The sequence below is a fragment of the Natronobacterium texcoconense genome, from assembly GCF_900104065.1.
Lineage (GTDB): Archaea > Halobacteriota > Halobacteria > Halobacteriales > Natrialbaceae > Natronobacterium > Natronobacterium texcoconense.
In genome coordinates this window covers 788,341-802,115 of the sequence record NZ_FNLC01000002.1, presented here as the reverse complement: position 1 = coordinate 802,115, position 13,775 = coordinate 788,341, and the positions used below count along the sequence as shown (strand labels likewise).

17 protein-coding genes are annotated in these 13,775 nt (G+C 65.0%); 10 read left to right on the top strand and 7 right to left on the bottom strand.

The features are described 5' to 3' along the window. Window positions 1-49: 49 nt before the first annotated feature. The 3 genes from mutS to BLR35_RS11285 form a co-directional block, all read right to left on the bottom strand. Window positions 50-2,755 carry a DNA mismatch repair protein MutS gene (mutS, locus tag BLR35_RS11295; RefSeq protein WP_090381780.1) on the bottom strand — a complete coding sequence of 902 codons (2,706 nt, stop codon included), beginning with the start codon at window positions 2,753-2,755 and terminating at the stop codon, window positions 50-52. Window positions 2,756-2,863: 108 nt separating this feature from the next. Continuing rightward, window positions 2,864-4,162 carry a kynureninase gene (kynU, locus tag BLR35_RS11290; protein WP_090381778.1) on the bottom strand — a complete coding sequence of 433 codons (1,299 nt, stop codon included), beginning with the start codon at window positions 4,160-4,162 and terminating at the stop codon, window positions 2,864-2,866. Between the two features lie 73 nt (window positions 4,163-4,235). Further along, window positions 4,236-4,565: a CHY zinc finger protein gene (locus BLR35_RS11285; protein WP_170831021.1), complete on the bottom strand. Its 330-nt coding sequence runs from the start codon at window positions 4,563-4,565 to the stop codon at window positions 4,236-4,238. Window positions 4,566-4,818: 253 nt separating this feature from the next. Here BLR35_RS11285 and BLR35_RS11280 point away from each other — a divergent pair, with 253 nt between their 5' ends. After that, window positions 4,819-5,106, top strand: a complete 288-nt coding sequence (locus BLR35_RS11280) for a HalOD1 output domain-containing protein (RefSeq protein ID WP_090381773.1) — start codon at window positions 4,819-4,821, stop codon at window positions 5,104-5,106. A 102-nt stretch (window positions 5,107-5,208) separates the two neighbouring features. On the opposite strand, the gene gvpO is transcribed toward BLR35_RS11280, so the two are convergent. From gvpO to gvpA, 3 genes are read right to left on the bottom strand one after another with little or no spacing between them, the layout of a single operon-like run. Further along, complete coding sequence (gene gvpO, locus BLR35_RS21130) at window positions 5,209-5,739, bottom strand: gas vesicle protein GvpO, halophile-type (RefSeq protein WP_090381770.1); 531 nt, start codon at window positions 5,737-5,739, stop codon at window positions 5,209-5,211. A gap of 38 nt (window positions 5,740-5,777) precedes the next feature. Continuing rightward, entirely contained in the window at window positions 5,778-6,797 is a 1,020-nt protein-coding gene (gvpN, locus tag BLR35_RS11270) for a gas vesicle protein GvpN (protein WP_090381767.1), read from the bottom strand. Continuing rightward, a complete protein-coding gene (gene gvpA, locus BLR35_RS11265) occupies window positions 6,798-7,085 on the bottom strand; it encodes a gas vesicle protein GvpA (protein WP_090381763.1) in 288 nt (95 codons plus the stop codon). A 196-nt stretch (window positions 7,086-7,281) separates the two neighbouring features. Between gvpA and BLR35_RS11260 the strand changes: the two genes are divergently transcribed. The 9 genes from BLR35_RS11260 (at window position 7,282) to gvpM (ending at window position 12,697) form a co-directional block, all read left to right on the top strand. Beyond that, window positions 7,282-7,827 (top strand): hypothetical protein, encoded by a 546-nt coding sequence (locus BLR35_RS11260; RefSeq protein ID WP_090381761.1) that lies wholly within the window; start codon window positions 7,282-7,284, stop codon window positions 7,825-7,827. Window positions 7,828-8,008: 181 nt separating this feature from the next. After that, the gene (locus BLR35_RS11255; RefSeq protein ID WP_090381758.1) at window positions 8,009-8,632 is read left to right on the top strand and encodes a GvpL/GvpF family gas vesicle protein; all 624 of its coding nucleotides are present in this window, start codon (window positions 8,009-8,011) and stop codon (window positions 8,630-8,632) included. A gap of 2 nt (window positions 8,633-8,634) precedes the next feature. Then, window positions 8,635-8,889 carry a gas vesicle protein GvpF gene (gvpF, locus tag BLR35_RS11250; protein ID WP_090381756.1) on the top strand — a complete coding sequence of 85 codons (255 nt, stop codon included), beginning with the start codon at window positions 8,635-8,637 and terminating at the stop codon, window positions 8,887-8,889. Continuing rightward, complete coding sequence (locus tag BLR35_RS11245) at window positions 8,886-9,599, top strand: Hsp20/alpha crystallin family protein (RefSeq protein WP_244510230.1); 714 nt, start codon at window positions 8,886-8,888, stop codon at window positions 9,597-9,599. Before gvpF ends, BLR35_RS11245 begins: the two co-directional genes overlap by 4 nt. Beyond that, complete coding sequence (locus BLR35_RS11240) at window positions 9,589-10,500, top strand: hypothetical protein (RefSeq protein ID WP_090381753.1); 912 nt, start codon at window positions 9,589-9,591, stop codon at window positions 10,498-10,500. The genes BLR35_RS11245 and BLR35_RS11240 overlap by 11 nt, the downstream gene beginning before the upstream one ends. A gap of 74 nt (window positions 10,501-10,574) precedes the next feature. Further along, window positions 10,575-11,162 carry a gas vesicle protein GvpJ gene (gene gvpJ / locus BLR35_RS11235; protein ID WP_090382942.1) on the top strand — a complete coding sequence of 196 codons (588 nt, stop codon included), beginning with the start codon at window positions 10,575-10,577 and terminating at the stop codon, window positions 11,160-11,162. A gap of 1 nt (window position 11,163) precedes the next feature. Beyond that, on the top strand, window positions 11,164-11,514 hold the full coding sequence (locus BLR35_RS11230; RefSeq protein ID WP_090381751.1) for a gas vesicle protein K: 351 nt from the start codon (window positions 11,164-11,166) through the stop codon (window positions 11,512-11,514). Continuing rightward, the gene (gene gvpL, locus BLR35_RS11225) at window positions 11,511-12,407 is read left to right on the top strand and encodes a gas vesicle protein GvpL (protein ID WP_090381749.1); all 897 of its coding nucleotides are present in this window, start codon (window positions 11,511-11,513) and stop codon (window positions 12,405-12,407) included. The genes BLR35_RS11230 and gvpL overlap by 4 nt, the downstream gene beginning before the upstream one ends. Further along, window positions 12,404-12,697: a gas vesicle protein GvpM gene (gvpM, locus tag BLR35_RS11220; RefSeq protein WP_090381746.1), complete on the top strand. Its 294-nt coding sequence runs from the start codon at window positions 12,404-12,406 to the stop codon at window positions 12,695-12,697. The genes gvpL and gvpM overlap by 4 nt, the downstream gene beginning before the upstream one ends. A 109-nt stretch (window positions 12,698-12,806) precedes the next feature. Here the strand turns inward: gvpM and BLR35_RS11215 are convergent, their stop codons facing one another. Continuing rightward, window positions 12,807-13,022 (bottom strand): hypothetical protein, encoded by a 216-nt coding sequence (locus BLR35_RS11215; RefSeq protein WP_090381744.1) that lies wholly within the window; start codon window positions 13,020-13,022, stop codon window positions 12,807-12,809. Between the last annotated feature and the right edge of the window lie 753 nt (window positions 13,023-13,775).

Sequence of the window (13,775 nt, the reverse complement as noted above, 5' to 3'; positions counted from 1 at the left end):
CCGACACTGAACGAGGGTTTCACGACCAGTTCTGAACGAAGAGCTCGTACTACGACTCCCTCTCCTCCTCGAGCAGCCGTTTTAACCGATCGAGTTCGGAGAGCGCCTCGACCGGCGTCATGTGGGCCACCTCGAGTGTCCGGAGTTCGGCCGCGACGTCGGATGGGAGGTCGACCGTCTCAGAGGGAGCGGACTGTTCGTCTACAGTCCGCTCTCCGCCGTCGGCGGTCGTCGGGGCAGCGTCGGTCGTCGTCGCTGCCGGTGGCTCGGACTTATCGGTCGACTGCTCGTCGCCTGCCTCGGCCACCAGTTCCCGCGACCGCTCGACGACCGGTTCGGGGACGCCGGCGGCCGTCGCGACCTCGACGCCGTAGGAACCTGTCGCCGCACCGGGTGCGACCTCGTGGTGGAAGACCACTTCGCCGTCTTCCTGGTCGACCTCGAAGTGAAGCGTGAAGGCATCCTCGAGTTCGTCGGCGACCTCGGTCAACGGGTGGTGGTGGGTCGCAAAGAGCGTCGTCGCGCCAATTTCGTCGTGGATGTGTTCGGCCATCGCCTGGGCGATGGCGAGGCCGTCCGCGGTCGAGGTGCCGCGGCCGACCTCGTCTAGCAGGACCAGCGAGCGCCCGTCGGCCTCCCGAAGAATAGTGGCGAGTTCGTCCATCTCGACCATGAACGTCGAGCGCCCGCCGGCGATGTCGTCGCTGGCCCCGACTCGCGTGAAGATCCGATCGACGGGCGTCAGGCGGGCCGACTTCGCCGGCACGAAACTCCCGACCTGCGCCAGCAGGACGATCTGGGCGACCTGTCGCATGTACGTCGACTTCCCCGACATGTTGGGGCCCGTGATCACCGCCAGCCGTCTACCGTCCGCGAACTGTGCGTCGTTGGGGACGAACGACTCTTGTGTACGCTCGACGACTGGGTGGCGGCCGCCCTCGATATCGATCTCGACGCCGTCACTGCGCTCGAGCAACGCCGGCCGACAGTAGTCGTACTGGGCTGCAACGGTGGCGAGCGAGACCAGTGCGTCGACGGTCGCGAGCGCATCGGCCAGATCCTGGACGCGTTCGACCTCGTCGGCGATCGTCTTGCGGACCTCGCGGAACAGTTCGTACTCGAGTTCGTCCGCGCGTTCCTCGGCACCGACGATCTCGTCCTCGCGTTCCTTGAGTTCCGGCGTGACGAACCGCTCCGAGTTCTTCAGCGTCTGGCGGCGCTGGTAGTCCCCGGGCACCGAATCGAGGTTTGGGTTCGTCACCTCGATATAGTAGCCGTGCACCGAGTTGTAGCCGACCTTCAGCGAGTCGATGCCGGTGCGCTCGCGTTCTCGTTCCTCTAAGTCGTCGATCCACTGTTTGCCGTCGCGGGCGGTCTGGCGGAGGTCGTCCAGGTTCTCGTCGTACCCCTCGGCGATGATCCCGCCCTCGGTGATCTCGATCGGCGGATCCTCGACGATCGAATCCTCGATCAACTCGCGGACGTCCGCCAGCGGATCGAGGTCGGCGTGGAGTCGCTGGAGTCTGTCGCAGTCTGCGTCCTCGAGTTGTTCCCGTACATCCGGCACGACGGCCAGCGTATCCCGCAGCGAACGCAGATCCCTGGCGTTGGCCCGTTCACGGGAGATGCGTCCGATCAGTCGCTCGAGGTCGTAGACGTCTTTGAGGAGTTCCTGCAGTGCTTCGCGTTCTCGAACGGCGCTCTGGAGTTCCTCGACGGCATCGAGTCGCGCCTCGATCCGATCGGGCTCGAGCAGCGGCCGGCGGATCCAGTCCCGCAGTTTTCGGCCGCCCAGCGCGCTCGAGGTCTCGTCCAGAACCCCGACGAGCGTCGCGTCGTCCCGGCCGTGGACGGCACGCGGTTCGAACAGTTCGAGGCTCCGGAGGGCGACGGCGTCCAGCAGCAGGTACTCGCGGGGATCGTACCGCGTGAGGTGGGTGATGTACTCGAGACGGTCGTTCTCGTTTTCGTCGTCGGCTTCGGCCTCGGCCTCGCTCTCGCTGCCGCGAGCGTACTCGGCGTACTCGAGCAGCGCGCCACACGCCCGGACTTCGGCGTCGCTCGCGAGCAAGGCGTCGGGATTCCGGAAGTACGCCGAGACCGTCTCGGCCGCTCGCTCGCGTTCGAAGACGGCCTCGTCGAACGGCGTCTCCATGCAATCGTCGGGAAAGACGTCCATCGGTGCGTCGGGACCGACGACCGCCTCCGCGGGGTCGAACCGGCTCACCTCGTCGGCGATGGCCTCGCTCGAGGTCGAACTCGTCGCGAGGAAGTCGCCGGTCGAGACGTCGAGCAGGGCGAGCGCGAGTTCCTCGCCGTCGCGGGCGACCGCCGCAACGAAGTTGTTGTCGTCACCCGCCAGCAGTTCGTCCTCCGTGAGCGTTCCCGGCGTGATGACCCGCGTCACGGCGCGTTCGACGACCCCCGACGACTCGCCGGGCTCCTCGACCTGGTCGGCGACCGCGACCCGGTAGCCGGCCTCGAGCAACTCCTCGATGTAGGACTCGGCGTTGTCGATCGGGATGCCGGTCATCGGGTACTCCCCGGTCGAATCCTCGCGGCTGGTGAGGGTGACCTCTAGCAGTCGTGCGGTGCGTTCGGCCGCGCCACAGAAGGTCTCGTAGAAGTCGCCGACCTGAAAGAGGACGAGCGCGTCGTCGTACCGCTCACAGAGGTCGTGGTACTGCGCCATCATGGGCGTCAGCTCGTCGCGTTTCTCGGCCATCTCCTCGGGAGGGCCAAGCGCCGGATCCATACCCAGAAATCGGCCGCCGAACGCGGAAATAGCTTGCTGGATCGACCCGGAACGGTCAGTTCGGCGTCCGATTCGATCGCGTCGTGTCGGGGCCGTCGACGAAATCGGCTAACTCACCGTCCCGTCGACGTCAACGTTCTCGTACTCCCGTTCGGCGAGAATCTCTCGAAGGCCCTCCGCAAACTCCCAGACGTCCACGAACCCGGTGTACAGCGGTGCCGGACACACCCGGATCACGTCCGGCGGGCGGAAGTCGACCACGAGACCACGCTCGCGGAGGGCCTCGCTGACCCGCTCAGCCTCGGGATGGGTGATCGCCACGTGGCCGCCGCGCCGCTCGGGTTCTCGAGGCGTGGCGACCGAACACCCTAGATCCGCGAGTTTCGCGTCGACGAGCGAGATCAGGTACGAGGTCAGCGCGATCGACTTCTCGCGGATCGCGTCGATACCGGCCTCGTGGACGACCTCGAGTGCCCCGGCGAGCGGTGCGGCGCTGAGGACCGGGACCGTCCCGATCTGCCACGCGCCAGCGGAGTCAGCGGGCGTGAACCGCTCCCGGAGTTCGAACTGCGTTTCCTTCTCGTGGCCCCACCAGCCCGCGAGCGCCGGGGTCTTCCCGTGGTGGCGCTCGGCGACGTAGAGGCCAGCGATCGCGCCCGGGCCGGCGTTGAGGTACTTGTAGCTACACCAGACCGCGAAGTCGACGCCGTGACTCGAGCAGTCGTGGGGAACGACGCCGACCGTGTGCGCGAGGTCGAACCCGGCGAGCGCGCCGTGGTCGTGGGCGGCCTCGGTGATGCGCTCGACGTCGAGCAACTGGCCGCTCCGGTAGAGCACCGACGGCATGAACACGATGCCGATGTCGTGCTCCTCGAGCGCGTCGACGACGTCGGCTTCGTCGATCGTACGCCCGTCTCGGCTCTCGACGAGGTGGAGGTGGTCGTCCGGATCGTACCCGCGCTGGCGCAACTGCGCTCGGATCGCGTAGTGGTCCGTCGGGAAGTCGAGGTCGTTGACCAGGATTCCCGGTGGACGGTCCTCGAGCGCGTCCAGGAAGGTTCCGACGAGGGTGTGAATGTTGACCGTCGTCGAGTTCGCGACGACCACCTCGTCGGGATCGGCACCGACGAGCGGCGCGAGGTCCTCGCCCAGCGACTCGCCGTACCAGAACCAGGGCCGCTCGCCGTCGGTCCATCCCTCGATGCCGAGTTCCCGCCACTCCTCGACTGCCTGCTCGAGTGAGTCCTCGGCAGCGTCCGAGATCGGTCCCAGCGAATTCCCGTCGAGGTAGACCTCGCCCGGGACGTCGAATCGATCCCGGAACTCAGCGAGCGGGTCTTCGGCGTCTCGCTTTCGGGCGTAGTCCACGTCGTCGTGCGCTCGGCCGCCGTCGAAACCGGGGTCCATGGGGGAACAGTTCGCCAGCAGCTACTGAAACGTTTCGACGGGGCGCGCTCGAGTGGCAAACGCTGTTAGTGTGTTACTCCTCCGTCTCGAAGTACAGGTCGGCGTGAGCGGCACAGCCGGGATTGAACGCCGCGTCACACGACGGACAGCAGTAGTCTGCCTCGAGATACGCCGGCACGGGGAACTCGCTCCGGCAGACGCCACAGAGCACCGAGGGTTCGTCGAACCGCGCTCGAGGCCACGGAACGGCGTCGTGGTCGACGATCTCCTCGTGGCAGCGATAGCAGGGAAAGTACGTCTCACAGCAGGCGAATTTGAACGCAACGACGTCGCGGTCGGTATGGTAGTGGCCACACCGGGTGTCGGGACCGACGTCGACGCCACGGACGGGTGGGTCGGACACAGTAACGTGTAGACCGACGGCCCGTTTCGTCTTCGACGTTTGGGTTGGTGATCGTCTATCGACTATTTACGTGCCACGTAGGGTCGTACTCGAGTAGCTATCGGCCGTCACTACAGTTTGGGTTTAGTCATATAATAAATTATATCTAGATCTAGTTTAATAATGTATACTAAATGCTGTTCTACGTGGATATTAGTCGGTTTCCTACGTGCTTTGGGACCAGTCTTTTCGGGTGAGAGTCACACCTCCTGATATGGTCAACCACGGCCATAATGGCCCTCCGGAAGACGACGCAGTCGTCGTTCGTGCCGACCAACACGACTCGGAATCGCTTCTCCAGACGATCGTGCGAGCGGTCGCTATCAAGAAAAACGTCGCCGACCTCCCTCCGCTGTACGAACAGGTCGATCCGGAAGCGATGACCGAACTGCTCGATCACGCGAAGCGGCGAAACGTCGAGACGACGATCGAGTTCGCGTACGACGGGTGTAGCGTCGCAGTCTCCCAGGACGGAAGCGTCCGTATCTACAGCACCACCTGATCGCTATCGAACGGTTCGAGATTCGGGACGCCTCGAGTCACGACGCTGGAGACACGAACCGCTACGAACGAGAGCGTCGCGAGCGACGGATCGACTGTTTCGTCACTCGAACGCCGCGGTGTCGCCACGGCGGTACCGATCGAGTCGTCGGTAGCCGTGGACGGTCGCGTTCTCGTCGAGTTCGATCTCGTAGCGGCCGATGATGTCCTGGGTGTCGGGGACCGCCCGCCGTTCGACGACCTCGACGATGGCCCGCCAGCCGTCGTCGGTCGGTGCAATCTCGCTGACGGCGTCGAACTCCCGGCCGATGAGGTCGCCGGCGCTCGCCTGGACTGTCTGTCGAACCCCCAGAACGCCCTCGATTTCCTCGTGTTCGACGTCGATGTCCGCATCGACCGACTCCGGATCGGTCTTCTCCTCGGCGGTCATGTCAGCGCCGAGGTCGCGACTCCGGGTCTCTTCCTCGCTCTGTTCCTGTTCTTCCTGTTCTGCGGTTTGACTGTCGCTCACGGTTTGATCACTCTCGTCGTGTTGATAGCAGAAGCCGTCGTCCCCGGCCGGACGCGAGCAGCGCTCTCCGTCCTCGGTGAGCGCCTTGCACTGCTCTTTCGATTGAGTTTCGGCTTCGGCCATTGGTCCGGACCTGGTGTGTTCGTTCGTGTCTCGCTGCGTCAGATCGCCTCGCCGATCTCCGTCCGCAGGTCGTCCACGTCGTCCGCCCCCTCGCCTGCGATCTTCGGCGCGAGGACGTCGGTGAAGACCTTCGTCAGCAACTCGTCGTTGAACTCGCCGTTGCCCTGCCCGTCGAAGACCGACAGCCCCTTCGCGGCCGTGATCGCCGCCCGCGTCCCGACGACGATCTCGAGGTCGTCACGCAACGCACGCGTCGCGTCGACGATCGCCTCGACCCGCTCGTCGGGCAGGTCGACGTGTGCCCTGACGATCTCCCGCTCGGTCTCCTCGTCGTAGTAGTCGACCTGGACGCCGACGAACCGGTCGAGCAACGCGTCCTGCTGTCTGTGGACGCCGGCGTACTCGACGTCGTTCGACGTGAGGATCGCCCGAAACTCGGGGTGGACGTCGATCGTCCGATCCTCGCCGCGCTTGCCCGGTCGCTCGAGGACGCCTTCCTCGAAGACCGACAGCAAGACGTTGTGTGCGGCGGGATCGCTACGCGAGAACTCGTTGTAGACGAGCGTCGCACCCTCGCGCACCGCGACCGAGAGGGGGTTGTCGACCCATCGTTCGCGGACGATCTCGGTCTGTTTGGTGACGCCGCCGACGAACCGGTCGTCCTCCTTGTAGCGTTCTCCGCCGGCGTGGTCGCCGACGAGCGCCGCAGTGTCGACTGCGTCGTCGCCGTTGAGCCAGACGACCGGTCGGCCGCGTTCGGCCGCGGCCGAGAGCGCGAGCGCGGTCTTCCCACAGCCCGTCGGCCCGATCAGGTGGACCGGCTGGTTGGCCTCGAGCCAGCCCGTAATCCGTCCCCGCAGCGACCTGACGGCGTCGGTTTCGACGAACGGCTCGGGAGTGACTTCTTCGGGGTCGGACAGGGGACTATCGCCGGTTCGTTCGCTCCCGTTTGCTTTCCGTGCGAGTTCCTTCTTCGCCTTGCGACTCTCCTTGCGGGACTGGTCGCTCCTGATCTTGCGGCCACGGACCTTGCGCTTGCGCGAGGCGTCGTCTGCCATCTATTCGCTTGCGGACTGTGGCGACGATTCGGGTCGTGGCTCGACCTCGAGCTCTTCGAGTTCCTCGAGATCGCCCTCTGCGGTGGCTTGCTCAATTTTTGCGATCTCCTCCGCGTAGTGCAGGAAGGTGTCGACGGAGGCGACGACGACGCGTGCCTCGATCGTCAGCAGTTCGATCCCGACGACCGATACCCGCGCCCAGACGTCGATGACGACGCCCTTGTCGAGGATCCGGTCGAGCACTTCTGCGAGACTCGAGGAGTCTGGTCTTCGTTGTGGTTGTGCCATAGACATCCAGGCGTTCACGGCGTGCTCGTAACACGGCTGGCGCTGCGACTGCAAGCCGGCTGGAACGGGAGCAGGAGGGGGTTGACGGCGGGTTAGGGCCGTCGCCCCGTCTGGCAGCAGCGTGGCAGTGATCCAGCCGCCGAAGGTGTGTGATACCGTACATAAGACAGTAATCCCTGGCCGTCGAACTGACAGTATGGTCCTCGCAAATCGACTCGAGACGCTCGAGCGGACGTGCAAACGGTACGGTCCCGGACGGTTGCCGGGTGCGGACCGAACGCGCCTCGGGGCGGGCTACGCCGGAGCGAGCGCCGCACTGGTTGTCGCCCTCGTGTTCGCCCTCGGAATGGCCGTCCTGCACTGGCTCGGGTCGCCGTTCGGCGTCGGTCACGTCTTCTGGACGATGAGTGCAGTGGTCGCCTTGCCGATCGTCGTCCCCGTCGCCTTCCTCGCGGCGACGCTCGTCTGGTCGCTTCTCCCCGTCGACGGCTCGGGCACGGGGGCGTTCGCGGGCGCGGTCACCGCGTTGTTGACCTACCTCGGCTCGCTTGCAGTCGTCTTTCTCGTCGTGAGCGCCGCACTGGTAGTAGACGGAGGCCCGCTCCAGCCGTCGCTGGTCGAGGCCGGCCAGCTCACCGTCCTGATCGGTCTGTTCGCGGTCGTCTTCTCCGGCTGGCTCGCGGTCCTGTTCGGTTCGATCGGCGGCGGCATCTACGAGTCAGTGCGCGCTTCGAGCCCGTAAGACTGCGACTGCAAGCACCACGGTAACGCGTCGCGGTATCGAATCTCGCGTGACGAGTTCTCGAGTACCTCCGGGTGAGCCGTCCCGAGTGGCGGACAGCCGACGACTCGAGGCTGAATTACCATGACAGTCCCACGAGTTCGAACGCGACGGTACGCCGTCGCTGGAGCGTGATCGATCGATGAACAACCGCTACGTCTACGGGATCGTCGACGGCGAAACGATCGAGTTCGAGACCGACGCCGTCGCCGGTGCGGAGCAGGTCTATACGATCTCTCACCGGCGCCTCGGTGCCGTCGTCTCGGACATCGACACGACCGACCCCGAAGAGACCGACGAGGACGCACAGCGACACGACGACGTCCTCAGGGAGATCATGAACCAGGACGGCGGGACCGCGATCGTCCCGATGCAGTTCGGAATGGCTTTCGAGAGCGACCGGACGCTGAAGAACGTCCTTCGCGGTGCTCGTCCGGCGTTCAGACGCGCGATGAACGACATCGAAGGTCGGATCGAACTCGGCCTCAAGGTCGTCCGCGAGGAGGACGCCGACGTCGATACCGATGCGATAGAGGAAGGCGTCGCCGGCGAACTCGAGCCGATCGCCGCGCAGTCGGTCCCGAACGACCTGTTCAGCGATCGGCTCGTGATGAATCGGTCGTATCTCGTCGATCGCGACGACCGGGAGCAGTTCGACGAAGCCGTGGCGGACCTCGAGGAACAGTACGACGACCTGATCTTCCGGTATACGGGTCCGTTCGCACCGTACAGCTTCGTCGACGTCACGATCGGGGCCCAACAGTAACGATGTTCATCCTCGACGACCTCCTGTTCCGGCCGTTCGTCGGCATCGTCGACGCGTTACACACGGTTGCGCTCAACGATATGTACGACATCGACGCCCTCGAGGACGAACTCAAGGAGAACCAGTTGCTGTACGAACTCGGCGAACGGTCCGAAGAGGAGTACCGCGAGCGCAAGGAGGAACTCGAGGCGGAACTCGAGGTCGCCCGCGACGTCCACGAGCGGCTCTCGAGCGGCCGTGTGGAGGTGAAAACGTGACTGACGACGATTCCAGGCAGAACGGCGACGATGACGGTGAATCGCCCGACGACCACGAACGGGTCGGTAACGGTGAATCGCCCGACGACCACGAAGAAGCCAGTGACGACCCCCACGACCGAGTCGGCGAAGCGCCAGGAGACGACGCGGACGCGACCGACGGCGAGCAGTCGGACGCGGCCGACGGTGACGGTACCGACTGGCTCTCGAGCCTGCTGTCGGCACTCGAGACCCTCGAGCAGCGAGGATCGGCCTCCGGCCGGCGGACGTCCGATCGGACCGTCCTCGACTACGACATCTCGATTCGGTCCGGTGAGGACGTCCTGAACGGCGACTCGCGGTTCGAGGGAGACCCGTTTTCGGAGGAGTTCGCCGGTCGATCCAGTGGTCCAGATCCCGGTCGCGGCAGACCCAGAACCCGCCGCCGTCGGTCGTCACATCCGTCCCAGTCGAGTCACTTGACGACTCGCCAGTACGAGGACGAACTGCTCGTCACGGCCGACGTTTCCGGGACCGAAGCCGACGACGTCACCGTCGGGTTCGACGACTCGACGCTCGTCGTCGCCGTCTCCGGCCGTGAACTCGACCGGGTCGAGGTTCCCTGGCCCGACATGAACGCCGAGGCTGCGATCAAGAACGGCGTGCTCACCGTCGTGATCGAACCGGACTCGAGCGACGACTCGACCACGGAGGGCGACGATGAGCAGTGAGAGCGAGGAGAGTTTCGACGAGTTGCTCGAGCAGGCGGAAGACGCCCTCGAGAACGTCGAAGAACACCTCGGCGGCGTCGACGACGTCGCGGACCTCGAGGCGGAGACGCTCGAGTCCGTCGGTGGCGACCTCGAGACGCTCACGACAGTTGCGACGGAGGCCGAGGAACTGATCGAGACGATGGACATCGCCGACCTGCCCGACGCCGTCGACGCCGACGAACTGCTGTCGGCAATCGAGATGGGAGAGATTCCCGACGCGCTGGGCGACGAGGAGACTGGTATCGGCGACGTCGTCGACTTCACACAACTGTTCCGGGCGATCGACCTCCTGAACGCCTGGGACGCAACGGATATGGCCTCGATCTGGGAGGAGAAACGCGAACTCGAGGACGCCGTCGAGAGCGTCGCCGACGAGGGCGAGGACGCGAGTATGATCGAGGAGGCCGCCGCGTCGGTAGCCGACGACGAGGAGGGGCTGCTCGGCGACGACGAGGGGATGCTCGGCGGCGAAGGCGACATGCTCGAGGACGCGGATCCAGTCGAGGCGCTCGGCGACATCGACGTCATGGAGGATCCGGAGGCCTACCAGGTCGCGATCCAGCAGCAGGCGATGAAGGGGATCGACGCGTTCCGGTGGGCGTTGCTCGAGACTCACGAGAAGTTCGAGCGACTCGTCGAGTACAATCGCGAGCGGATGCGACGCCGGGATACGAGTCCGAGTTCGCGGAATCCGACGGCGGCGTCGACGATGCCGACAGAACGGTCGGCCGTCGGCAGCGGCGTCAAACACTCGACGGTGCCACAGGACGTCCACCTTTCGACGGCGCCCAGTCGGAAGCGCATCTACGGCCAGCGGTTCGAACGCGAACGGGAGAAACGGAGGAGTGAGGATGACTGATCTACGACAGCACACGATCCGACGACGATCCGAGGTGAGCCAGACGAACACAACGACCCTGGGAGGTGATCCCCGTGCCTAACGACTTCCAGCCGAGCCGTCAGAAGACCGACCTCGCCGAGGTCGTCGAGATGCTGCTGGACAAGGGGATCGTCATCAACGCCGACATCGCCGTCTCGATCGGCGACACCCAGCTACTCGGCGTCCAGGTCCGGGCCGCTATCGCCTCCTTCGAGACCGCGGCGAAGTACGGCCTCGAGTTCCCCGAAGGAACCGACATGCGCCGGGTCGCCGAGGCAGTCGGCGAGCCCGAACTGGCGGAGATGGACCGGCCCAACCCCGTGATCGATGCGACGCGAGGGGTCAACGTGACGCCCGACGAACGCTACGTCGACGGGGAACGACTCGAGGACGAGGAAACCGAGGAGGTCGAAGCGAGCAGCACGGACGGCGGCGACGGGGGCGACAGCACCTTCACGACGCCGGACCGCGGAAGCGAGCGACTCGGTGCTCGTCCCGACCCGGAACAGCCCACGAGCGGCGGATTCGACCTGATCAGCGACGACGAAGACGAGGCGGACGGCTCGAACGAAGTCGAAGAGGACGACGCTGAAGACGAACAGCACGACGAGGAGGCGGCCGCGCAAACGGAGGAGAACTGACGTGACGAAAATCGACGTCGGCGACGGTGAGGACGCACGGCAGGGTCTGATGACGCTCGTCATCACCGTCGTCGAGATCCTCATCGATGCACTGGAACGCGAGGCGGTCCGACGCATGGAGTCGGGCAACCTCGAGGACGAAGAGATCGAACGCCTCGGGAGTCAGCTCGCGACGATCGAGGCCGAGATCGAACGGCTCAAACAAGACGAAGGAATCGAAGACGGCGTCGAGGACCTGCGTGGCGACCTGGACGGACTGGTCAACGATGCGATCCAGCAGCTCCACGACGAGCCACGGACCGTACAGACCCACGAACCCGGTTACTCCGTCTTCGGAGGTGAAGAAGAGTGAGTCCCGACGACCCCGGCGACGCGAGCCTCGAGACCGAACCGGATCCCGATGCGATGCCGGAGATAGACGACGGCCGGTACCTCTACTGTATCGTTCGCGCCGACGAGGACGCCACCCTCGAGACGACGGGTGTCGACGGCGAACCGGTTTCGATCGTCACCGCGGACGGGATCGGCGCGGTCGTTCACGCCTGCGACGGCATCTACGACTCCGCGGACCTCGCACAGGTCCGGCGCTGGCTCGTTCGCCATCAGGCGGTCGTCGACGAGGCCGGCGAGACCTTCGGAACGCCGATCCCGTTCCAGTTCGACACCATCCTCCGTGGCGACGACGACGGTGTCCGCGAGTGGCTTCGCGAGGAATCCGAGACCCTCGAGCAGGCGCTGTCGGGACTCGAGGGTCACTGGGAGTACCGCGTCGAGGTCGTCGAAACCGATCCCGTCGGCGAGGAGACGCTGGTCGAGCGGGACGACCGACTGCGTGAACTCGACGAGAAAATCGGCGATTCAGAGGAGGGAACGGCGTTCCTGCTCGAGAAACAGTTCGGTCAGCGACTCGCGGAACTGCAGGCCGCCCGGCGAGAATCGCTGACTGCCGACCTGCAGGAACGACTCGCCGCGGAAGCCAGGGAGGTCCACGCCCTCGAGCGGTCGCCGACCGCGTCACTGGACGACGACGTGGTCGACGTCGAGGACGACGGCGAAACCCTCTGTCGACTCACGCTGCTTGCCCACGAGGACGACGAGGGGGCGATCGGATCGGTCCTCGACGACGTGGCGGCAAACGACGGCCTCGAGGTGCGCTTTACGGGGCCGTGGCCGCCGTACACGTTCGCACCGGAACTGGGTGAGACGGATACGAACGACCCGAATTCGACGACCCGAGATCCATGAGACCGCGAAAGGACGACGAAGCGTTCGTCGACGTGATCGACGTCCTGCTCAGAGACGGTGCCATCCTCCGGGCGGACGTGATCGTCTCGGTCGCCGACGTCCCGCTCGTCGGGATCAAACTCACCGCTGCGATCGCTGGCATGGAGACGATGACCGAGTACGGCATGTTCCAGCGGTGGGACGCCCGTCGCCGGCAGGCAGCACTCGCCGCTTCTTCGGACGTGGATTCGAGCGAACGGGTCACGATCCCGAACGCGAACGGACGGGACGAACAGGAAACGGAGGAGTAGACTTCTCGAGCAGGCAATTAGACGACCGATCGGATACTGATGGCCAGTTCCAGAAACCCTGTTCGGTACGGCTTCGAGTGTCCTATCGCCCCGTTCCAGGGGCTAGCTGTCAGGCGAACTTCGGGCGTTCTTTCGTCAACTCGACGTCGCCGGTGATCGTCTCCTCGTCGTGGTCCTCGTCGTAGACGTACTGACCGGTCGAGCCACAGAGGGTGCACTCGTAGGACTCCGAAATTTCGTTGATCATCTCGCCGTCCTCGAAGTAGACGCGGCTCTGGGTGATCTGCAAGAACTGGGGCGTCTCGCAGTTAGAGCAGGTTATCATACCCGGTCGGTCGGCTCCACCGGTTGTAGTTATCCGGCTTGTAACCGAAAGGTGAGGCCGTACAACGTCCGTATTACTGGGTTCCGTCGGTGGATAACCGGTGTGTCCTCCTGTCACACGATATCGGTGCTGCGGATGCGTCCTCGAGCCGGAATAATCACTCATTACCGCCGGACTGCGTGGCGGTCTCTCGATGCAAGTCGACGCGGTAACGGACCACCAAACCGGTTTCACTCCGCCTCGAGTGCGGGGTATCGTCGGCTTTCGGAGGGGGAAGCGACCGCTCGAGTGAAAGTGGCTTGCGGTCGGCCGGCGACGAGTTGCTGGCGTTACTGGCAGGGGTCTCTCCGTCGTTCCAGCCGCCAGTCTCGAGCGCCGTCTGCGTGTCTCCGAGCGGTTGCTCCGGGAGTCGATCTCGGTCGACTGTCGAACGGACGGTTTCGATGGAGGGGGTCCGGCTTTCCGGGGGTCGCTGCGGCTACGGTCGCTCCCGCTACAGCGAGTCTAGCATCGGATTATATCTGGATTATACCGATCCTGTCGAGGGTGTACGGAGGCTACGACCGGACAACTCGATCCATAACAAAGGAGGGTGCTTGCATTGATTCACGTGCGGGGATGGAACGCCCCGTCGGGTACGCGCTCGGCCCGATCACGACGCGCTGACCAGCCGTTGCGTGCGTTCGTGCCCGGAGCTCGGAAGTGGACTCGCCCCCGCTTCGAGTACGCTCATGTCTCTCATGCCAGGGCGGG

Excerpts from the sequence above, each read along its gene's own strand:
- mutS (WP_090381780.1), bottom strand. The coding sequence starts at position 2,755 with ATGGATCCGGCGCTTGGCCCTCCCGAGGAGATGGCCGAGAAACGCGAC.
- kynU (WP_090381778.1), bottom strand. The coding sequence starts at position 4,162 with ATGGACCCCGGTTTCGACGGCGGCCGAGCGCACGACGACGTGGACTAC.
- BLR35_RS11280 (WP_090381773.1), top strand. The coding sequence starts at position 4,819 with ATGGTCAACCACGGCCATAATGGCCCTCCGGAAGACGACGCAGTCGTC.
- gvpO (WP_090381770.1), bottom strand. The coding sequence starts at position 5,739 with ATGGCCGAAGCCGAAACTCAATCGAAAGAGCAGTGCAAGGCGCTCACC.
- gvpN (WP_090381767.1), bottom strand. The coding sequence starts at position 6,797 with ATGGCAGACGACGCCTCGCGCAAGCGCAAGGTCCGTGGCCGCAAGATC.
- gvpA (WP_090381763.1), bottom strand. The coding sequence starts at position 7,085 with ATGGCACAACCACAACGAAGACCAGACTCCTCGAGTCTCGCAGAAGTG.
- BLR35_RS11260 (WP_090381761.1), top strand. The coding sequence starts at position 7,282 with ATGGTCCTCGCAAATCGACTCGAGACGCTCGAGCGGACGTGCAAACGG.
- BLR35_RS11255 (WP_090381758.1), top strand. The coding sequence starts at position 8,009 with ATGAACAACCGCTACGTCTACGGGATCGTCGACGGCGAAACGATCGAG.
- gvpF (WP_090381756.1), top strand. The coding sequence starts at position 8,635 with ATGTTCATCCTCGACGACCTCCTGTTCCGGCCGTTCGTCGGCATCGTC.
- BLR35_RS11240 (WP_090381753.1), top strand. The coding sequence starts at position 9,589 with ATGAGCAGTGAGAGCGAGGAGAGTTTCGACGAGTTGCTCGAGCAGGCG.
- gvpM (WP_090381746.1), top strand. The coding sequence starts at position 12,404 with ATGAGACCGCGAAAGGACGACGAAGCGTTCGTCGACGTGATCGACGTC.
- BLR35_RS11215 (WP_090381744.1), bottom strand. The coding sequence starts at position 13,022 with ATGATAACCTGCTCTAACTGCGAGACGCCCCAGTTCTTGCAGATCACC.